Origin of the sequence: Thiohalorhabdus denitrificans (assembly GCF_001399755.1) — a bacterium.
Classification (GTDB): Bacteria; Pseudomonadota; Gammaproteobacteria; order Thiohalorhabdales; family Thiohalorhabdaceae; genus Thiohalorhabdus; species Thiohalorhabdus denitrificans.
Window position 1 is genome coordinate 1 of record NZ_LJCP01000009.1, and the last position, 20,600, is coordinate 20,600.

Consider the following 20,600-nt stretch of genomic DNA (forward strand, 5'->3'; position numbering starts at 1 on the left):
TCCCATTCCGAACTCGGCAGTGAAAACGCGGCGCGCCGATGATAGTGCGGGGCCTCCCCGTGCGAAAGTAGGTCACCGCCAGGCATTTACGATAAGCCCCCGGGTACGCCCCGGGGGCTTTTTTTATTGGATACGCCAAAACGATTGGTACCCTTGGGCAAGGAGGTAGGCATATGGCCATGGGAAAACGGCTGCTGCTCTTGAGCGGGGTTGTCCTCTCCGGCATCGCCTGCGCCGGGGAGGATCTCGGGGGTTCCCCGGGGTTCTCCGCCCAATCGCTGAATTACCAGGAAGGCAACAAGGCTGGGGCCCAGGAGCTTCAGGTGTACCTCTCCCCCCAAGGGAAGCGGATCGAAGGGATCCCTCCCCGCGGTGTGACCATGATCGCCCCCGCCGAAGAATCCAAGCGGTGGCTGGTTGTGGAGAGGGAACGGGTATTCGCGGTGGACGCAAGCCGGGAGCAGGGGGCGCGCCTCGGCGGGCTCCTCGCCCATGAGCCCTGCCAGGGTTTCCCGGACTCCGAGCGCATCGGCTCCGGCCAGGTGGACGGGCGGGAAACCCAGAAATGGAAATGCACGCACCCCCGATTCGGCGAGGTGACCCAGTGGTTCGACGCGGAGCTGAACACGGTCATTAAGGACCGCTCCGCCAGCGGCAAGATCGAGGAGCTCCGCGATATCCGGGTTGGCCCGCAGAAGGAAGACCTGTTCCGGTTCGAGCCTGGAGACGACTATCAGCGGGTGACCCCTCTGCAGCTGTTCTGAATCGGGGGTGGGCTATGCCCAGGCTCTTTTCCGCTCCGTCCGGCCTTCCGCCGGTCCTCTTCGTCGCCGGTGCTCTCGCCCTCGTTGGTGGTGCCTCCGCCAAGGAAGAGGCGCCCTTCGCTGACGTGCACCTGCACTACAACTGGGACCACGAGGAGGTGACCTCGCCCCGGGAGGCGGCGGAAAGGCTGGCGGCGAACAATGTGGCCCTGGGGGTGGTTTCGGGGGTGCCCGCGCCCAGGGCGTTGAAGCTCCAGGAGGCGGCCGACTTCCCGGTGATTGCCCTGTTCAGCCCCTATATCCACCATCGGGGCCGGATGGACTGGTTCCGGGATGACGAGGTGGTTCGGCGCACCCGGGAGGCGCTGGCCTCAGGACGTTTCCATGGCATCGGGGAAGTCCATTTTGTGGCCAGCGTGGGTCCCCCCTGGGACAGCCCTGTCTTCCAGGGGCTGCTGGACCTGGCCCGCGAGTTCGACGTGCCGGTCCTGATCCACGCCGAATCCTCCGACTCCGAGTATTTCCGTCCCGTCTGCGAGGCCAACCCCGAGGTCCGTTTTCAATGGGCCCATGCGGGGTCGCGCCTCGGACCTGAGGAGGTGGAGGAGCTCATGGGAAGCTGTCCCAACGTGTGGACGGAGCTCTCCGCGCGAGACCCCTGGCGGTACGGGCGCTTCGCCGGGAAGGAGGGGGGGCTGGACGAGGCGTGGGTGCGTTTGTTCAAACGCTTCCCCGATCGATTCATGACCGGCTCGGACCCGGTCTGGCCGCCGGGATCGAGCATGCGGTGGGATCAGGCCGATTCCGGCTGGGAGCGCGTCGGCCAGTTCCTCGACTACCATCGGTCCTGGCTGGCCGAGCTGCCCCCGGATCTGGCGCGCAAGATCCGGCTGACCAATGCCAAGCGGTTCTATGCCCATGCCCTGGAGGGGGATAGGAACCAATAGGGCCGGGGGTGGTCTCAATGGGCAAGGGTTGGGAATCCCTGGATCTAATGATAGAATTCGGGATTCCATGGAGTTCGGCCAATCCCGAAAAGTGGGTCGCGCACCCGCTTTTTTTTATTTTAGAAGACCGAGGCGGGAAATGTCGGCAACCGGGCGGGATGGGCTCATCGACATGCTGGAGCCTACGGTCCACGCCATGGGCTACGAGCTGGTTGAGCTCGAGCTGGTCGGTGGCGGGGGAAACCGGGTGCTGCGGCTGTTCATCGATGCGCCCTCGGGCGTAACCCTGGATGATTGCGCCGCGGTGAGCGAGGCGGTGGAGGAGGTCCTCGATGCGGAGGACCCTATATCGGGGGAGTACAGCCTGGAGATCTCGTCGCCCGGTGTGGACCGGCCTCTCCGGAAGGCGGACGACTATCGAAGGTTCGCCGGCGAACAGGTCAAGGTCAAGACCTTCGGGCCGATCGATGGGCAGCGGAGCTTTACCGGCACCCTGGTCGGCCTGGAGGAAGAGCAGGTGATCGTGGAGACCCCGGAGGGGCGGGCCGCCATTCCCCGGGAGCAGGTCGCCAAGGCACACCTAGTGGCGGATCTGTAGGCCAGTAACACCAGATTCGGCAGGATTGAGAGGATGCTCCGCCTATGAGTAGCGAAATCCTGATGGTGGTTGATTCGGTTGCCAGGCAGAAGGGTGTCGACAAGGACATCATCTTCCAGGCCATGGAGGCGGCCCTCACCACTGTGTCCAAAAAGAAATACGGCCAGGACAAGGCCATCCGGGTGGAGATCGACAAGGATACCGGGGATTTCCGGAGCATCCGGTACTGGACTGTTGTTCCTGACGATGCAGAGCTCGAGGAGCCCGAGCAGGAGATGCACCTGTCCGAGGCCCGCGAGCGCGACCCCGAGGTGGAGGTCGGCGGCACCGTCGAGGAGGACCTGCCGCCCATCGAATTCGGGCGCATTGCGGCCCAGACCGCCAAGCAGGTGATCCTGCAGAAGGTCCGCGAGGCCGAGCGGGACATGGTGGTGGAGGAGTACGAGGACCGGGTCGGGGAGCTGATCACGGGCGTCATCAAGCGCATGGAGCGCGGCAACGCCATCATCGACCTCAACCGGACCGAGGCCATCCTGCCCCGCAACGAGCAGATCCCCCGGGAAAATCTGCGCGCCGGGGACCGGGTGCGGGCCTACCTCTACGATGTGCGGCGCACCCAGTCGGGGCCGCAGGTGTTCCTGTCGCGCACGCACCCGCAGCTGATCGTTCGCCTGTTCGAGCTGGAGGTGCCGGAGATCGCCGAGGGGATCATCCAGATCCGCGGCGCCGCCCGGGATCCCGGATCGCGGGCCAAGATCGCCGTCTCCACCTCCGACGACCGCATCGATCCGGTGGGGGCCTGCGTGGGCCTGCGCGGGTCCCGGGTGCAGAAGGTGGTGGACGAGCTCGCCGGCGAGCGGGTGGACATCATCCAGCACACCGGCGACCCGGCCACCTTCGTCTGCAACGCCTTGTCACCGGCCGAGATCAGCCGGGTGGTGGTGGACGAGGAGCTGCACACCATCGACGTCGTGGTGAACGAGGACCAGCTTTCCCTGGCCATTGGCCGCGGCGGCCAGAACGTGCGCCTGGCCAGCCAGCTCACCGGCTGGGAAATCGACATCCTCACGGAAGAGGAAGAGCGCGAGAAGCGGAACAAGGAATTCGAGGTCTACCAGAAGCTCTTCATGGAGCAGCTGGAGGCCGACGAGGAAGTCGCCGGGATCCTCGCCGAGGAGGGCTTCAGCAGCCTCGAGGAGATCGCCTACGTGCCCCTGTCGGAGCTCGCCTCCGTCGAGGAGTTCGACGAGGAGGTCGCCCAGGAGCTGCGCACGCGGGCGCGCGATGCCCTGCTCAACAAGGCCATCGCCGAGGAGGAGCGCCTCGAATCCGAGATGGACCCCTCCCTCATGGAGGTGGAGGGCATGGACGAGGCCACCGCCCGGCGCTTGGTGAGCGGCGGGGTGAAATCCCAGGAAGACTTGGCCGATTCGGCGGTGGACGAGCTGCTCGACATCGACGGGATTACCGAGCAGCAGGCCCATGACCTTATCATGGCCGCGCGCCGGCCCTGGTTCGAAGGAGGCGAGCAGGCCTCCGGCCAAGCGGAGAGCTGAACGAACCGCATGGCGAGACCGGAGCGCCAATGCTGTGCCTGTCGGCAGACTCATCCGAAGGATGAGCTGCTGCGCTTTGTCAGCGGGCCCGATGGGGCTCCGACTCTGGATCTTCGGGAAAAGCTGCCCGGCCGCGGGGCCTATCTGTGCCCCCGCATGGAATGCCTGCGGAAGGGGCTCCGGCCCAAGGGGATTGGCCGGGCCCTCGGCTGCGGGGCGCCGTCACTCTCCGCCGAAGAGCTGCGCACCCAGGCCCTGGAGGGCCTGGGCCGCCTCCTGAACGAACAGCTGGGCCATGCCCACCGGATGGGGGCCGTGGTCTGGGGGGGCGAGCGCGTAACGGAAGCCCTGGATGCAGGGCAAGTGGACTGGATACTGGTGGCCGCGGACGCGGCCCAACGATTACTGACCGACATGAGCAGCCGGGCCGACGGGAGACGGGTATACCGGGGTCCCGACAAGGCGGAGCTGGGACGCGTCCTGGGGCCGGCGGAGGTGGGGGTGGTTGCCGTCACCCACCCCCCCATGGCGGAAAAGATTCAGGCTCTGGCGGTGCGCTGGAATCGGCTGAGAGAGGAGAATGGTGATGGGCAAGGTTAAGGTATCTACATTCGCCCGCGAGATGGGGACGTCCGACGAAAAGCTCCTCGAGCAGTTACGGGCCGCCGGAGTGGACAAGCACTCCGCTGATCAGTTCGTCAACGACGAGGACAAGCGGCAGCTGCTCGCCTACCTGCGCAAGAGCCACGGCGGTGCCGAGGAGGAGGAAGAGCCGGCCCCCAGCAAGATCACCCTGAAGCGGCGCTCCAGCCGACAGGTCAAGCAGAGCTTCTCCCACGGGCGCTCCCGCACGGTGGAAGTGGAGGTCCGCAAGAAGCGCACCTTCGTGAAGCGCCGGCGCGAGGAGGAACTGGGCGAGGAGGAGCGCGAGCCCGAGACCGTGGAGGCGGAAGCCGCCGAGCTGGAGATGGAAGGGGCGGGCGCCGGCCCCGCGGGCGTTCCCGAGGAGCAGGAGGCCCCCGCCGCGCCCGAAGAGGCCGAGGCCGAAGCCGCGGCCGAGGAGGCCCCGACCGAGGAAGAGGCCGCCCCGGCGGAGCAGGGCCCGGCGGCCCCCGCCGAGGAAGCACCGGCCCAGCCGGCGGAGCCCGCCGCGGAGCAGCCCGCGCCCCAGGAAGCGCCCGCCCCGGAGAAGGCCAAGGGCAAAAAGGGCCGCAAGGAGGCCTACGAGGAGGAGGGTCACCCCAAGGAGGAGGCCGAGGAGGGGCTCGAGTCCAAGAAGCAGCGCAAGAAGCGCGAGAAGCGCGCCAAGCGGGACAGCCGCAAGCGCGAGGATCGCCGCGGCTTCGAGCGGCCCGAGCCGCAGGTCCGCGAGGTGGCCGTCCCCGGCACCATCTCCGTGGACGAGCTCTCCAACCGGCTGGCCATGAAATCGGCGGAGCTCATCAAGCAGCTCTTCAAGATGGGCGTGATGGTGACCAAGAACGACACCCTGGACTCGGACACCGCCACGCTGGTGGTGGAGGAGCTGGGGCACAAGGTCAAGCACGTCTCCGAAGAGGCCCTGGAAGAGGAGGCACTGGCCACCGAGAAGCCCCAGGGCGAGGCCCGTGGCCGGCCGCCGGTGGTCACCGTCATGGGCCACGTGGACCACGGCAAGACCAGCCTGCTGGACTACATCCGCCGGGCCAAGGTGGCCGCGGGCGAGGCGGGCGGCATCACCCAGCACATCGGCGCCTACCACGTGGACACGGACAGCGGCACCCTGGTCTTCCTGGACACCCCGGGCCACGAGGCCTTCACGGCCATGCGTGCCCGCGGCGCCCAGGTCACCGACCTGGTGATCCTGGTGGTGGCGGCCGATGACGGCATCAAGCCGCAGACCATGGAGGCCATCGACCACGCCAAGGCGGCGGGGGTGCCCATCGTGGTGGCGGTGAACAAGTGCGACCTGCCCGAGGCCGAGCCGGAAAAGGTCAAGCAGGAGCTCTCCCAGCACGATCTGATCCCCGAGGACTGGGGCGGCGAGACGGTCTACGTCAACGTCTCCGCCAAGAACGGCGACAATATCGACAACCTGCTGGAGATGGTGGGCCTGCAGTCGGAGATGCTGGAGCTGCAGGCGGTGGCCGAAGGGCCGGCCCAGGGCATCGTCATCGAGTCCAAGCTGGACCGTGGCCGGGGCCCGGTGGCCACCATCCTCGTGCGTGAAGGCCTGCTCCAGCAGGGGGATGTCCTCCTGGCCGGCCCGGAGTACGGCCGCGTGCGGGCCCTGGTGAACGAGTACGGAGAGAACGTGGAGTCCGCCGGGCCGTCCATGCCCGTGGAGGTGCTCGGCCTCTCCGGCGTGCCCGAGGCGGGCGATGACGCCCAGGTGGTGACCGAGGAGCGCAAGGCGCGCGAGATCTCCGAGATGCGCCACCAGCGCGCCAAGGAGCAGCAGATCGCCGCCAACAAGCGGGCCAAGCTCGAGGGCATGTTCGAGCAGATGCAGCAGGGCGAGGTGGCCGAGCTGCCGATCCTGCTCAAGGCCGACGTGCAGGGGTCCGTGGAGGCCTTGCGCGAATCTTTGGAGAAGCTCTCCAACGACGAGGTCCGGGTCAAGGTCATCCACGCCCAGGTGGGCGGTATCAACGAATCCGACGTGAACCTCGCTCTGGCCTCGGACGCCATTATCATCGGCTTCAACGTGCGGGCGGAGGCATCCGCCCGGCGCCTGATCGAGCAGAACGGCATCGATGTGCGTTACTTCAGCGTCATCTACGAGGCGGTGGACCAGGTGAAGGCCGCTCTGGAGGGGCTGCTGGAACCGGAGGTCACCGAGGAGGTCACCGGCCGGGCCGAGGTGCGCGACCTGTTCCGGGTGCCCAAGATGGGCACGGTGGCCGGCTGCCAGGTGGTGGAGGGCCACGTGACCCGCAACGCCAAGGTGCGGGTCCTCCGGGACAATGTGGTGATCTACAACGGTCAGCTCGACTCCCTCAAGCGCTTCAAGGACGACGTCAAGGAGGTGCGCGAGGGCTACGAATGCGGCATGGGCATCAAGGACTTCAACGATCTGAAGCTGGGTGACGTCCTGGAGTGCTACGAGTCCCGGGAGACCGCCCGGACGCTCGACTGAGCCCCCGATCCGACGGGGCTCCGGGCCGCGATCGACACCACACGGTATTGGTCCGCCCCTCCGGCAGGCGGGGAGGGCGGCCGAAGGATGGAGCGTTGAGCCAAGAAACCTCCCGAACCCGGCGTGTTGGCGAGCTCATCCAGCAGGAGCTCGGCTCCCTGGTGCAGAACGAGCTGCGGGACGAGCGGCTGGCCTGGGTAAGCATCCTCAAGGTGGATGTGGCCCCGGACCTGAAGTCCGCCCGGGTCCACTACTCCTGCATGCCCGGCACGGAGGCCGATGCCCACCGCGAAGAGGTGCAGGAGAGCCTGGAGCGGGCCGGCGGTTACCTGCAGCATCAGCTGGGGCGGCGCCTCACCCTGCGGGCCATCCCGCACCTGTACTTTGCGTACGACGACTCCCTGGAGCAGGGCGACCGCATGAACCGCCTGCTCCGTTCGCTCCACGACGGGGAATCCGATGGCGAATGAGGTGAGCCTGGCCGAGGCGGCGGCCCGCATCGCCCAGGCCGACAGCGTGCTGCTTTCCACCCATGTCAGCCCCGACGGCGACGGCATCGGTTCCGGTCTGGGCCTGGCGCGGGGGCTCGCCGGCATGGGCAAGCAGGCGCTGCTGGGCATGGCCGACCCCGTGCCCGCCTACCTGTCCTTCCTCCCGGCCGGCGACTTCGTGCGCACCGGCCCCGGGGACGACAGCCACTGGGACGTGCTGCTGACCCTCGACTGCGGTGACTGGGAGCGCCTGGGCGACGCCCCCGGCAACCGCGGGCGCTTCGGTACGGTGATTAACCTCGATCACCACCAGTCCAACGAGCGCTACGGGGATCTGAACGTGGTGGTCCCCCAGGCCTCGGCCACGGGGCTGCTGGCCTTCCAGATGCTGGAAGAGGTGGGGGCCCCCATCGGCGCCGACGCCGCGTTGTGCCTGTACACCGCCATCGCCACCGACACCGGCTTCTTCCGCTACAGCAACACCGATGTTGCCACCTTCGAGGTGGCCACGGAGCTGGTGCGGGCGGGGGCCGTGCCGTACACGGTGCATCACGCCCTGCACGAGAACAATCCGGCCTCCCGTCTGCGCATGATGGGCGAGGCCCTGCGCCTCACGGAATTCCACGGCGACGGCCGCATCGGCATCATCCCCCTGGATCCCGGAGCGTACGAGCGGGCCGACGCCAGCCCGGACGACGCCGAGGGCCTGGTGGAGCTGCCGCGCTCGGTGGCTGGCGTGGAGGTCGCGGTGCTGCTGCGCCCCACCCTCGAGGAGGACGGCTACAAGGCGAGCCTACGCTCCAAGAAGCAGGTGGACGTGTCGCGCGTGGCCGAGCAATTCGGCGGGGGCGGGCACGCCCGGGCGGCGGGATGCCGGCTGGATCTGCCTCTGGAGCAGGCGCGGGACCGCCTGGTGGCGGCCATCCAGGAAGAGCTCAACCGGGCCGAGTAGGCGCCACCCGCCGTATTAGTCAACTCCGATCAGGATGAAAACCGTCTTATGAGCGAAGCCGTCAACGGGATCCTGTTGCTGGACAAGCCCCGGGGACTGTCCTCCAACGCCGCGCTGCAGAAAGCCAAGAAGCTCCTCAAGGCTCGCAAGGCCGGCCATACCGGCAGCCTGGACCCCATGGCCACGGGGCTGTTGCCCCTGTGCTTCGGCGAGGGGACCAAGGTCTCCAAGTTCCTCCTGGAGGCGGACAAGCGGTACTGGACCGTGCTCCAGCTGGGCCAGGAGACGGCCACCGGCGACGCCGAGGGCGAGGTGGTGGAGACCGCCCCCGTGGACCTCACCGAGGAGCAGGTGCGCGAGGTGCTGGAGCGGTTCACCGGCGAGATCGAGCAGGTGCCTTCCATCTATTCCGCCATCAAGCAGGGCGGCGAGCCCCTCTACAAGAAGGCGCGCCGCGGCGAGGAGGTGGAGAAGCCCGAGTCCCGGAACGTGGCCATCCACGAGCTGAATCTGCTGTCTTTCTCCGGGGACCGCCTGGAGCTGAATATCCACTGCTCCAAGGGCACCTACATCCGCACCCTGGCCACGGACATCGGCCGGGCCCTGGGCTGCTTCGCCTACCTGTCGGAGCTGCGCCGGACCGCTTCCGGGCCCTTCCGCGTGGAGGACGCCGTCTCCCTGGAGACCCTGGAGGCGGAAGAGGGCGAGGAGCGTAGGGCCCGGGTCCTTTCCGTGGATGCGGCCCTGACCGACTTCCCCGCCGTGGAGTTGGGGGAGACCGCCGCCTACTACCTGCTCCAGGGCCAGCCGGTGATGGTGCCCAAGGCCCCGGAAGGGCAGTTCCTGCGCCTCTACGACGACTCCGGGCGGTTCCTAGGGGTCGGCGCCACCCTGGCGGACGGCCGGGTGGCGCCCAAGCGCCTGTTCCACCTGTCCTGAAGCGGGCTTTTGCCTTGCTCCGACAGGGCCGGGAAGGCTAGAATTAGGCCTTCTTGCCCCGGTGCCCGTTACCGGGGCCTTGAAGTTTTCTCCGCCGCGCCGGATCCGCGGAGGGTCTGGACGGAATGGATTGCAACCGAGGGGTTATAGCGGCATGACCATGACCGCCGAGCAAAAGAACGACGTCATCAGCGAATTCAAGCAGCACGAGAACGACACCGGCTCCCCGGAGGTCCAGATCGCGCTGCTGACCACCCGGATCACCGAGCTGACCGAGCACCTGAAGGATCACAAGCACGACCACCACAGCCGCCGCGGGCTGCTGAAGATGGTGGGCAAGCGTCGCAAGCTGCTCGACTACCTGAAGGGCAAGGACGTCAACCGCTATCGCGCCGTGATCCAGCGCCTCGGTATCCGCAAGTAACCCCTCAGGAGGCCCCTTTGCCGCTAGAAGTCCACAAGGTAGAGCTCGAATACGGCGGGCAACCGCTTACGCTGGAGACGGGGAACCGTGCCCGGCAGGCGGACGGGGCCGTTACCGTCAGTCTCGGCGACACCGTGGTGCTGGTCACTGCGGTGGCCCGGAAGGAGGCCAAGCCGGGCCAGGCCTTCTTCCCCCTGACGGTGAACTACCAGGAGCGCACCTTTGCCGCCGGGAAGATCCCCGGCGGCTTTTTTAAGCGCGAGGGCCGTCCCTCCGAGAAGGAGGCCCTGACCTGCCGACTGATCGACCGACCCATACGGCCCCTGTTCCCGGACTCCTTCCTCAACGAGACCCAGATCGTGGCCACGGTGCTGTCGGCGGACGGGGAGAACGACCCCGACATACCGGCCATGGTTGGCGCCTCGGCGGCCCTGTCCATCTCCGGCGTCCCCTTCGAGGGGCCCATTGGCGGGGCTCGTGTGGGGTATGTGGACGGCGAGTACGTCCTCAACCCCACCTTCGCCCAGCTGGAGGAGTCCGATCTGGATCTGGTGGTGGCAGGCACCAGCGAGGCCGTCCTCATGGTGGAATCGGAGGCCAACCGGCTCTCCGAACAGACCATGCTCGACGCCGTGCTGTTCGGCCACGAGAAGATGCAGCCGGTGATCGAGGCCATCAACGATCTGACGGCCAAGGCCGGTAAGCCCCGCTGGGAGTGGCAGGAGCCCGAGCCGGACGCCGAGCTGGTGGAGCGGGTCCGCGAGGCGGTAGAGGCCGACCTGCGCGCCGCGTACGCCATTCGCGAGAAGCAGGACCGGCAGGCGGCGGTGGATCAGGCGAAGGACAAGCTCTTCGAGGGCGTGGGCGTGGATCCGGAGGAGGATCCCGACCGCGCTGGTGAGATCAAGGACCTGTTCAAGGACCTGGAGAGCCGCATCGTCCGCGAGGATGTGCTGGCCGGCGAGCCGCGCATCGACGGCCGCAGCCTCACCGACATCCGCCCCATCACCGTGGAGACCGACGTCCTTCCGCGCACCCACGGCTCGGCCGTGTTCACCCGCGGCGAGACGCAGGCCCTGGTGGTGGCCACCCTGGGCTCCGGCCAGGACGCCCAGGTGATCGACGCCTTGGAGGGGGAGAGCCGGGAGCGCTTCATGCTCCACTACAACTTCCCCCCCTTCTGTACGGGCGAGACCGGTTTCATGGGCTCCCCCAAGCGGCGTGAGATCGGCCATGGCAAGCTCGCCAAGCGCGCCCTGGAGGCGGTGATTCCCAGCCAGGAGGCGTTCCCCTACACCCTGCGGGTGGTCTCCGAGATCCTGGAGTCCAACGGCAGCTCCTCCATGGCCACCGTGTGCGGCACCTCCCTGGCCCTGATGGACGCCGGCTGCCCCATCGAGGCCCCGGTGGCGGGCATCGCCATGGGCCTGGTGAAGGAGGACGACCGCTTTGCCGTGCTCTCCGACATCCTCGGCGACGAGGACCACCTCGGCGACATGGACTTCAAGGTGGCCGGCACCCAGGACGGCGTCACCGCCCTGCAGATGGACATCAAGATCGCGGGGATCACCCGGGAGATCATGGCCCAGGCCCTGGAACAGGCCCGCGAGGGGCGTCTGCATATCCTCAACGAGATGGCCCGGGTTATCACCGGTCCGCGCACCGAGCTCTCCGAGCACGCGCCGCGGATGATCACCATGAAGGTGAAGCCCGAGAAGATCCGGGAGATCATTGGCCCGGGCGGCAAGAACATCCGCACCCTCACTGAGGAGACCGGGACCAACATCGACCTGGACGACGACGGCACGGTCTATATCTCCTCCACCGACGCGGCCGGGGCCGAGGAGGCCAAGCGCCGGATCGAGAAGACCGTGGAGGAGGTGGAAGAGGGCAAGATCTACGAGGGCCAGGTGGTCCGCATCACCGATTTCGGCGCCTTCGTGAACCTGCTGCCCGGCACGGATGGCCTGCTGCACATCTCCGAGATCGCCCCGGAGCGGGTGGAGAAGGTCACCGACTACCTCAACGAGGGCGACACGGTCCGGGTGAAGGTCCTGGAGATCGACAACCGCGGCCGGATCCGCCTGTCCAAGAAGGCCCTGGACGCCGGTTGAGCCTTCCGCCTTCCCGGGACCGCCGCGTCCGCAACGCTCCCACGGGTCCCCGATGAGCCCACCGCCGCTCCCCTGCGCGCAGCCTGAGCGCACCGAATCGGACCCCGTCCATGTCCTGGACAACGGGGTCCGGGTGGTGGTGCGTCCGGAGCCCGGGCACCCCGCTGTGGCCCTTGGGGTCTGGGTGGAGAACGGCAGCCGGTACGAGGGGCCGGGCGAGGGCGGACTGGCGCACCTCCTTGAGCATATGCTGTTCAAGGGCACCCGCGAGCGGTCCGTGCGGGACCTGGCGGAGGCCATGGACCGGATGGGCTCGGAGGTGGATGCCTGGACCGGCCGCGAGCTTACCGCCTACACGGTGGAGGTGCTCCGCGAGGACGCCCCCGAGGCCCTGCATCTGCTGGCGGAGATGACCGCCCGCCCCACGTTCCCCGAGGAAGAGCTGGCCCGGGAACGTCAAGTAGTGGCGGCCGAGGCGGCCATGGTTCGGGAGGACCCCGAGGGCTGGCTGTTCGACGAGCTGGTGGGGGAGGCCTGGCCCCGGCACCCCGCGGGGGCGCCCATCCTGGGCCTGCCCGAGGTGATCGGCGGCACCACCCGGGAGACCCTGGTTGATTTCCACCGCCGCCACTACACCGGGGGGCGCATCCTGGTGGGCGTGGCCGGGGATGTGGATCCCGAGGCGGTGGTGGAGCAGTGTGCCCGCGAATTCGGCGCGCTGCCCGCGGGGGAGCGGCCCGCCAGCCCGCCCCCCGCCTTCGCCCCGGGCAGCAGCTTCCGGCACGGCCACGTGGAGCAGGCCCACCTGGGCCGGGCCGCCCCGGGCCCCGCGCGCACCGACGGGGCACGCTTTGCCGCCGGAGTGGCCAACCACGTGCTCGGCGGCTCCGTCACCTCCCGGTTGTTCCGCGAGCTGCGCGAGGAGCGGGGGCTCGCCTACGCGGTCTATTCCGAGCTGGATACCCTCCGCGACTGCGGCCTCTGGGGGATCTACCTGGCCTGTCCGCCCGAGGAGCGGGAGCGGGCCGGGGAGCTGGTGGACGGCATCCTGCGGGGCGTGGTGGAGGAAGGCCTGGAGGCCCCCGAGGTGGAGCGGGCCCGGCACAGTCTGCGGTCGGGGCTGCTGCGCAGCGGGGAGACCCTGGAGCAGCGCCTGTCCCAGGCCGCGGGCGACGTCCTTTACCATGGCCGCCTGATCCCCCGGGAGGAGCGCTTGGACGCGCTGGAGTCGGCGGACATGCGCGCGGTGCATGAGGTGCTCCGGGATCACTGGGCCACCTACCGTGATATGGTCCTGCTTCCCCACGAGTACTAAGGGCGGTGGTGGGCATCCGCGCCTGGGTCTTGCCGTACCGGCCGTGACGGTGGCCGCCGCGGCTCCACTGCCTGAGGCTTCGTCCGATGCGGGCGCACCCCTTCCGGCTGTCCTCTGCCTCCCAGGATCGGATCCCAAGCGGCCAGCCTGCTGACCCTCTTCCCCCCTGGCCGCCCCTGGCTCGCCTGCATCCCGAAAAGGACAAAGCCGACCCCATCGGTCCGGTGGCTACGGACGGGGGGATGCCGGGTACAATTCCCCGTCGCTGGGACCCTGCCCCGCCTGGGGGCGGGTTACCGGAAACCAGCGGTCATGGGCCCCGGAAGGAGTTGGTATGCAGGGTTGGAGCTTCCTGGTGGCGGCCATCGTCCTGGAGGTGGCGGGCACCACCTGCCTCAAGCTGTCGGACGGCCTGACCCGGCTGACGCCCACGCTGCTGATGCTCGTGCTCTACGGGGTGTCCCTGGTCTGCCTCGCGATGGCGGTGAAGCGCATCGAGATCGGCGTGGCCTACGCCGTGTGGGCCGGGATGGGCACGGCCCTGATCGCCGTGATCGGCTTCGTCTTTTTCCGTGAGGTGGTGACCCCCCTCAAGATCGCCAGCATCGGGCTCATCATCCTCGGGGTGGTGGGGCTGAACCTCGGTCCCACGAGCTAACCCCTCGGGCGGGCAGCCCCTTCCCCGCCTGCTTCGGGCCGCTCCCCTTCTTGATTGCCCTCGAGAACTCTTCTTCCCCCCATCGCGCCGCACCTGCTACGTCTATCCTAATCCCCCAGGGGCGGGTACCGCGGGAATGAATCGTCCCCCCAAGCCGATGGGAGGCCAGTCCCCCCCTGGGATGAACGCCACGGGCCCGTGATTGCCGGGCTGTCGGGAGGATGTTGCGGTGTGGACACCGTCCGGAAGCGGGGACGACGGCTCGAGGCAGGTCCCCCGGCTGGGCCGGGAAGGGGGCCTTCTGGCCTCGCCCGTGGGGACGCGCAAGGAGCCCGTCGCCCCGTTCGCGCCCCTGAAGCTCCTCCTCATCTCCAACGACACCGGTCTGGTTCGGATCCTCCGGTCCATGCTGCCTGAGGGGCCGAGGGGCCGGATCCAGATGCAGACCTGCGACCGGCTGGCCGGGGCCTTGGCCCGGTTGCGCTATCAGCCCTTCGACGTGGTGGTCCTGGACCTGGTCCTGCCCGATTGCCGCGGTCTCCCATCCATCCAGATCCTGTCGCGTTCCTTCCCGGAGATGCCCCTGGTGGTCCTGACCGAGTCCCCTGGCGAGGTCTCCGGGCAGGAGGCCCTGGAGGCCGGGGCCCAGGACTACCTCCAGAAGGGCCTCATGGACGCCGAGGTCCTGGTCCGGACGCTGCGATTCGCGGTGCACCGGCAGCGGAGCGCCTCCGCCCTCAAGGACAGCCAGGAGGGCCTCCGCGACCTGGTGGAGAATCTGCCGGATGGGGTGGTGCTGTACAACCAGCACGGCATCACCTTCGCCAATTCCGCGGCCATGGAGCTGTTCGGGGTCGCTTCGCTCATGGAGGTAAAGGGGCGGGAGGTGACGGAGTTCCTGCGCTGCCCCCAGGACCCCGACCTGGGGAGACGCCTGGAACGGATCGCGGCGGGCGGCTACCCCCGCCGGCTCTACCAGGAAGCCGAGTGTGTGGGTGACGCCCGCCGGGGCGAATCGGTGTGCCAGGTTATCGCGGCCCCTCTTCCCCAGAGCCGGGAGGCCCAGGGGCAGCTGGTCCTGCGGGATATCTCCTACCGCAAGCGCGCCGAGCAGTACCAGCGTCTGGCTACGTCGGTCCTGGAGGCCGCCCCCGGGGCCATGATGGTGCTGGATGCGCGGGGCAAGGTGGAGGGCGTGAACCGGGCCTTCCTGGCCATGACGGGCTATGCGGAGGGGGAGGTTCTGGGCCGGGACAGCCGGTTCCTCGGGGTGGCGGGGCAGGGAACGGAGCTCTTCCCGGGGATCGCCCGATGCGTTCGCGAGCAGGATGGGTGGCAGGGGGACTTCTGGGTCCTGGAGAAGGACGGCGGTGGGTTTGTGGCGCCCCTGACGGTTACGCCCATCCGGAGCGACCAGGGGCGGGTCACCCACTATGTCGGGGCCTTCGGCGGCCCCGAGGGGCGGGAGGGGGCGTCCCCGCCTTCCAGGTATCCGGCCCATCACGATCCCGAGACCGGGCTGCCCAATCTGGGCCTCCTCCATGACCGGATCGTCCGGGCCCTGGCGGATCGCCACCGGGAGCCCCCCGGCCGGGACCGAATGGCCCTGCTGCTCGTGGGCCTGGAAAGGGGGGGACGGGCCCCGGCTGGCAAGGCCCTGGAGCGGGACGTCTGGCCGGAGATCGCCCGCCGGGCGCGGGAGACCCTGCGTTCGGGGGACACGGTGGCCCGGGCCGGGGAGTGGGAGCTTGCCGTCCTGCTGGAGAACCTGCCGGGCCCGGACATGGCGGAGGACCTGGCCCGCCGGCTGATCCGGCGCCTGACCCGGCCCGTTACCCGCGAGGACGGGGAGCCCGCGCCCAAGCTCCGGGCCCGCGTCGGCATCGCCCTCGCCCCGGAGCACGGCGAGCAGGCCCATCAGCTGCTCCACCGGGCGGACGAGGCCCGCGACGCCGCCCGCGGCTCCGGCGCCCGCTGCTACGCCCTCTCCTGCCCCGTTCCGTCCGGACCGGAGCCGCGGCGCACCTAGAAGCGGTCCTTCCACTCCCGGATGGCGGCGAAGACGCTCACGGGATCGTCTCCGGCGGCGCCCCGGGCCTGGGCGGCCTCCTGCACGACGCGCTCGCGAACGCGCAGGAAGGGGTTGGTCCGCTTTTCCGCCCCGATGGTGGAGGGCAAGGTGGGCTGGCCCCGCTGGCGCTGCTCCTCCGCCCACCGCAGCTTCTCCTCGACGTCCGGGTTGTCCGGCTCCACGGCGCGGGCGAATTCCAGGTTCTTCAGGGTGTACTCGTGGCCGCAATAGACGCGCGTGGTGTCGGGGAGGCCGGCGAGGCGGGAGAGGCTGGCTTCCATCTGCTCCGGGGTGCCCTCGAACAGCCGCCCGCAGCCGGCCACGAACAGCGTGTCCCCGGCGAAGACCAGCTCGTCGTCGGGGAAGACGAAGGTGGTGTGGGTGCGGGTGTGGCCGGGGATGTCCCACAGGACCCCCGCGCGGTCCAGGCCCGCGGGGGTGACCCGGTCCCCGTCGTACATGGGATGGGTCAGGCCGGGGATGCGGTCGCGGTCCTCGGCGGCCCCGTAGACGGGCAGGTCGTAGGCCTTCTGCAGCTCCCGGTTCCCGCCCACGTGATCGGGGTGGTGGTGGGTGTTGAAGATGGCCACCGGCTGCAGGTCGTGCTCCCTCAGGTAGCGGATCACCGGCTCCGCCTCGGCGGGGTCGATGATGGCCACGTTGCGCCCGTTGGGGGAGTGCAGCAGGGCGACGTAGTTGTCCCGTAGGGCAGGGATCAGGACCACGGGGGTGTCCATGAACGTTCCTCTCGGGTTGGGAAACCGGGGCAAATCCCCGACAATGGTTGCCGGTGGCCCCCTACCTGTCAATCGGAGGCCAAGGTGGCGTGGCACGATGGTCCCCTTGGACGGTCCCTCATGGAGGCCGAGACCGACCTGCTCCGGCGGATGCTGGCCGACCTGCCGCCCGTGCAGGACGCCCTCGCCATCGCCCCGCAGGTCTACGCCCCCATCTACGACCATCTGCGGCGGCGCAGCCGCCGCCCCAACCTACTGGTGCCCGCCAGCGGCGAGGGGCTCGGCGGCGACCCCGGGACCACCCCCCGGCCCGATACCCTGGTATGGGGGATCCCCGAGGCTCTGCCCTATCCCAGCGGCCGCATGGACCTCCTGGTTCTGGTCCACCCGCTGGAGTTCTCCCGTTCCCCCTACCAGATCCTGGCGGAGGCGGAGCGAGTGCTCGCCTCCAACGGGCGGCTGATCGTCCTGGTGTTCAACCCGCTGTCGCTGTTCGGGGTGGCCCGCTCCTTCCACCGCTGGCCGCACCCCAACTCCCCGTGGGCGGGGCGCTTCTACCCCGGGTTCATGGTGCGACGCATGCTAGAATCCACGGGCCTCGTCCACGAGCGCAGCCGGTACCTCTTCTACCGCCCCCCGGTCGATCGGGAAGCGGTCCTACGGGCCACGCGCGTCCTGGAGCAGCTGCCCAAGAGGCAGCGCCTGCCCCTCGGCGGGGTGGCGTGCATCCAGGCCCGCAAGGAGGAGGCCGGGCTGACCCTGCTCGGGCCCGCCTTCCGGGAGGAGCTGAACCAGGTCCGCCCCGGGGGGCTGCCCGCCTACACCTTGGAAAGGATGCATGGCCCGCGACGATACCGTTGAGCTGTTCACCGATGGCGCCTGCCGCGGCAACCCCGGTCCCGGGGGCTGGGGGGCGCTGCTGCGCCACAAGGGACGGGAGCGGGAGCTCTACGGCTACGATCCCGACACCACCAACAACCGCATGGAGCTCACCGCCGCCATCCGCGGCCTGGAGGCGCTCAAGCGGCCCTGCCGGGTGGACCTGACCACCGACTCCCAGTACCTACGCAAGGGCGTGACGGAGTGGATGGCGAACTGGAAGAAGCGCGGCTGGAAGACGGCCAGCAAGAAGCCGGTGCAGAACCGCGACCTGTGGGAAGAGCTGGACGCCCTCCTGCAGAAGCACGACGTCACCTTCCACTGGATCCGGGGCCATAGCGGCCACGCGGAGAACGAGCGCGCTGACGGCCTGGCCAACCGCGCCATCGACGAGGCCCAGAGCAAGATAAAGTAAGGAGCCGGCCATGCTGCGTCAGATCGTGCTCGACACCGAGACCACCGGCCTCGACCCCCAGAACGGCGACCGGGTCATCGAGATCGGCTGCGTGGAGATCGCCGGACGCCGGCGCACCGGCCGGGTGTTCCACCGCTACGTCAATCCCGAGCGCTCCATCCCCGAGGACTCCACGGCCATCCACGGCATAACCGACGCCGATGTGGCCGATTGCCCCGTGTTCGCCGAGCTGGCCCAGGAGCTCTTCGAGTTCCTGGACGGGACGGAGCTGGTGATCCACAACGCGCCCTTCGATGTGGGCTTCCTGAACATGGAGCTGCAGAGGGCCGGCTGGCCGCGCCTGGAGGACCACTGCCAGATCCTGGACACCCTCCAGGAGGCCCGCCACCGGCATCCGGGCCAGAAGAACGACCTGGACTCCCTGTGCGGCCGCTACGAGGTGGACAATAGCCGCCGGGACAAGCACGGGGCGCTGCTTGACTCGGAGATCCTGGCGGATGTCTTCCTCGCCATGACCGGCGGCCAGGAGGATCTGGCCCTGGCCGCCGAGGAGCCCTCCCCGGCGAGCGCCGCCGAGCGGCTCCTGGCCCCCGAGGAAACCGGCCAACGCGAACCCTTGCCGGTGGTGGAGCCCTCCGCCGAGGAGTGGGACGCCCATCGCCGGCTCCTGGAGCGAATCCAGGAGGCCTCGGGGGGATGCCTGTGGCTGGAGCGGGAGGATTCCGGCGCCCGTTGACGGCCATCAAGGCAGGGGGCTCCGGCGGGCGGCACCCTGATCCGGTGCCCCGATAGCCATTCTAAACCTGGAGCCGGATCAGCATGGCCCGATCCCCCGACGCCCGAGCCGAGCGCCCCGTCCTCCTGCGCGAGCCCTACCGCCTGTTCTTCCCCGCGGGCGCCCTCTACGCCCTGATCGTCATGCTGGGCTGGGGGCTGTGGCTGCTGTACCTGCAGGGGCTGGGGCCGGGCGTGCCCGCGCCGACGATTCCCCCCGGCTGGCTGCACGGCCATACCCTGGTCTGGGGGGTCCTCCAGCTCTTCATCTTCGGCTTCATCCTTACCGCCCTGCCGCGGCAATGCCGCCACCCCGACGAGATCCCGCCGCGCCGCTGGATCGCCCTGCTGGTGGCCTTCGGTGTGGCCCAGGGCGGGATCTGGCTCGGGGCCCTGGGTGGCTGGGCGGGCCTGGCGGCCGGGGCGGCGGCGCTGGGCGGGCTCCTGGTCCTTGCGACCGCGCTGGGACTGGGCCGCTGGGTGCCCGATGCCGGCAATCCCCATCAGCCCCGCTACGCCATCCTCGCCCTCGGCCTTTCCGGCGTCGCCGCCCTGACCGACGCCGTCGCCTGGGGGCTGGGTAACGCCGCCCTCCACGGGTGGGCAGTGCGGGCGGGGCTCTACGCCGAGGTCGGGCTCGCCCTGGCCCTGCTGCACCGGCTGCTGCCCATGTTCGCCCGTAACGCCATCCCCGAATACACGGGCGCCCAGGGCCCCCGCTTCCTGCCCGTGCTGGCCGCGGGGATCGGAGTACGCCTGATCCTGGCCGGGGTCCCTGGTGCCGTCCCGGGGCTGTTGGGCGGGGCGGTGGACCTCTTCCTGGCGGCCTGGGTGGCGCGGGAGGCCTGGCGCTGGTCGCCCGCCACCGCGCTGCGCCGCTGGCTGGTGGGGGCCAAGCTGGTGCCGGTGGCTTGGTTCGTCCTGGGGCTGGTCATGAGCGGTCTGGTGGCGTGGGGGATGGCCTGGCCCGACGCCGGGCGCGCCTGGGTGCACGCCCTCGGCCTGGGCGGCATGGCCTCCCTGGCGATGGTGTTCAGCACCCGGGTGAGCCTGGGCCACGCCGGCCAGCCCCTGGATCCCGGGCGCCTCCTGCGGGCGGCCCTCTGGCTCCTGCAGGGCGCCGTGCTCGCGCGCCTGCTCGCCCCCCTCTGGACGCCGGCGGGGCAGGGCGGCATGATAGCGGCCACGCACTGGGCCGCCTGGCTGTGGCTGGCGGCCTTCGCCATCTGGCTGGTGCGGCTGCTGCCGCGCATGGCCGAGCATTCCTGACCCCTCAACGCCGGCGCCACCATGAGCCACGTCGAACCCCGCTGGGATTTCCACCCCGTCCCCGACCCCGTGGCCGGCCTGGAGGCCGCCTACCAGGGTATCCACTTCGAGCTGCTGGCCTACGGCAACCCCCGCCTGAACGAACGCCTGGAGGTGCGGGCGGAGGGCCCCGAGACCCGCGAGGGCTGGCACCGGGTGCTGCTGGTGACCCCCTGGACCGCCATGCGGGTGTACCTGCCGCAGGACCCCGCCCATCCGTCCGGGCTGCCCGAGCCCGGGAGCCTGGAGGTGGAGGACGACGGCCGGGTGGTCACCGGTTGCGAGGTGGAGCTGGTCTTCGACGGGGCGGTGCGCGCCCTGGAGGTGGCCCACGATCCCCGCGTGGGCCACCATTTGACCGAAACCCTGCTGCCCAGCATGGGGGCCTTTCAGGACACGGAGGAGGCCCTGGGCTGGGCGCGCGAACGGGCCGCCCACCGGGACGGGCAGGGGGGGGCCGCGGGGGCGTCCGCCCCTGCCGAGCCGCGCCGGGTAAGCCGCCGGGATTTGTTCCGGGGGCTGCTCGGCCGCCGGTAGGCT

General features: G+C 69.5%; 20 protein-coding genes and 1 rRNA gene. 20 read left to right on the top strand and 1 reads right to left on the bottom strand.

Translation table 11 applies throughout. The features are described 5' to 3' along the window. From rrf to AN478_RS06200, 15 genes are all read left to right on the top strand, one after another. Positions 1–84 (top strand): 5S ribosomal RNA (rrf, locus tag AN478_RS14885); the annotation flags it as partial. Between the two features lie 89 nt (positions 85–173). Then, a complete protein-coding gene (locus AN478_RS06135; protein WP_054965743.1) occupies positions 174–764 on the top strand; it encodes a hypothetical protein in 591 nt (196 codons plus the stop codon). Between the two features lie 14 nt (positions 765–778). Beyond that, positions 779–1,711, top strand: a complete 933-nt coding sequence (locus tag AN478_RS06140; RefSeq protein WP_143004173.1) for an amidohydrolase family protein — start codon at positions 779–781, stop codon at positions 1,709–1,711. Positions 1,712–1,850: 139 nt separating this feature from the next. Further along, entirely contained in the window at positions 1,851–2,309 is a 459-nt protein-coding gene (locus AN478_RS06145) for a ribosome maturation factor RimP (protein WP_054965745.1), read from the top strand. A 44-nt stretch (positions 2,310–2,353) separates the two neighbouring features. Continuing rightward, positions 2,354–3,865, top strand: coding sequence for a transcription termination factor NusA (gene nusA / locus AN478_RS06150; protein ID WP_054965746.1), 1,512 nt, complete (start codon positions 2,354–2,356; stop codon positions 3,863–3,865). Positions 3,866–3,874: 9 nt separating this feature from the next. Then, a complete protein-coding gene (locus AN478_RS13515) occupies positions 3,875–4,465 on the top strand; it encodes a YlxR family protein (RefSeq protein ID WP_074471454.1) in 591 nt (196 codons plus the stop codon). Next, entirely contained in the window at positions 4,452–6,983 is a 2,532-nt protein-coding gene (gene infB / locus AN478_RS06160; RefSeq protein WP_054965747.1) for a translation initiation factor IF-2, read from the top strand. Before AN478_RS13515 ends, infB begins: the two co-directional genes overlap by 14 nt. A gap of 95 nt (positions 6,984–7,078) precedes the next feature. Beyond that, positions 7,079–7,453, top strand: a complete 375-nt coding sequence (gene rbfA / locus AN478_RS06165; RefSeq protein ID WP_054965748.1) for a 30S ribosome-binding factor RbfA — start codon at positions 7,079–7,081, stop codon at positions 7,451–7,453. After that, a complete protein-coding gene (locus tag AN478_RS06170; RefSeq protein WP_054965749.1) occupies positions 7,443–8,426 on the top strand; it encodes a DHH family phosphoesterase in 984 nt (327 codons plus the stop codon). Before rbfA ends, AN478_RS06170 begins: the two co-directional genes overlap by 11 nt. A gap of 48 nt (positions 8,427–8,474) precedes the next feature. After that, positions 8,475–9,365 (top strand): tRNA pseudouridine(55) synthase TruB, encoded by an 891-nt coding sequence (truB, locus tag AN478_RS06175; protein WP_054965750.1) that lies wholly within the window; start codon positions 8,475–8,477, stop codon positions 9,363–9,365. A 154-nt stretch (positions 9,366–9,519) separates the two neighbouring features. After that, a complete protein-coding gene (gene rpsO / locus AN478_RS06180; RefSeq protein ID WP_054965751.1) occupies positions 9,520–9,789 on the top strand; it encodes a 30S ribosomal protein S15 in 270 nt (89 codons plus the stop codon). A 17-nt stretch (positions 9,790–9,806) separates the two neighbouring features. Beyond that, positions 9,807–11,903, top strand: coding sequence for a polyribonucleotide nucleotidyltransferase (gene pnp, locus AN478_RS06185; RefSeq protein ID WP_054965752.1), 2,097 nt, complete (start codon positions 9,807–9,809; stop codon positions 11,901–11,903). 52 nt (positions 11,904–11,955) lie between these two features. Further along, a complete protein-coding gene (locus tag AN478_RS06190) occupies positions 11,956–13,218 on the top strand; it encodes a M16 family metallopeptidase (RefSeq protein WP_054965753.1) in 1,263 nt (420 codons plus the stop codon). A gap of 334 nt (positions 13,219–13,552) precedes the next feature. Next, a complete protein-coding gene (locus tag AN478_RS06195) occupies positions 13,553–13,876 on the top strand; it encodes a DMT family transporter (protein WP_054965754.1) in 324 nt (107 codons plus the stop codon). Between the two features lie 229 nt (positions 13,877–14,105). Continuing rightward, entirely contained in the window at positions 14,106–15,905 is a 1,800-nt protein-coding gene (locus AN478_RS06200; protein WP_143004174.1) for a PAS domain S-box protein, read from the top strand. Here AN478_RS06200 and gloB read toward each other — a convergent pair. Then, complete coding sequence (gloB, locus tag AN478_RS06205; protein WP_054965756.1) at positions 15,902–16,684, bottom strand: hydroxyacylglutathione hydrolase; 783 nt, start codon at positions 16,682–16,684, stop codon at positions 15,902–15,904. The two genes, AN478_RS06200 and gloB, sit on opposite strands and share 4 nt — an antisense overlap. A gap of 84 nt (positions 16,685–16,768) precedes the next feature. Here gloB and AN478_RS06210 point away from each other — a divergent pair, with 84 nt between their 5' ends. The 5 genes from AN478_RS06210 (at position 16,769) to hybE (ending at position 20,597) form a co-directional block, all read left to right on the top strand. After that, entirely contained in the window at positions 16,769–17,545 is a 777-nt protein-coding gene (locus AN478_RS06210) for a class I SAM-dependent methyltransferase (protein ID WP_143004175.1), read from the top strand. Continuing rightward, the gene (gene rnhA / locus AN478_RS06215; protein ID WP_054965758.1) at positions 17,523–17,978 is read left to right on the top strand and encodes a ribonuclease HI; all 456 of its coding nucleotides are present in this window, start codon (positions 17,523–17,525) and stop codon (positions 17,976–17,978) included. Before AN478_RS06210 ends, rnhA begins: the two co-directional genes overlap by 23 nt. Before the next feature lie 10 nt (positions 17,979–17,988). Continuing rightward, a complete protein-coding gene (dnaQ, locus tag AN478_RS06220) occupies positions 17,989–18,714 on the top strand; it encodes a DNA polymerase III subunit epsilon (protein WP_317622994.1) in 726 nt (241 codons plus the stop codon). Between the two features lie 83 nt (positions 18,715–18,797). Continuing rightward, positions 18,798–20,021: an NnrS family protein gene (locus AN478_RS06225; protein WP_054965759.1), complete on the top strand. Its 1,224-nt coding sequence runs from the start codon at positions 18,798–18,800 to the stop codon at positions 20,019–20,021. Between the two features lie 21 nt (positions 20,022–20,042). After that, a complete protein-coding gene (gene hybE / locus AN478_RS06230; protein ID WP_054965760.1) occupies positions 20,043–20,597 on the top strand; it encodes a [NiFe]-hydrogenase assembly chaperone HybE in 555 nt (184 codons plus the stop codon). Positions 20,598–20,600 lie beyond the last annotated feature (3 nt).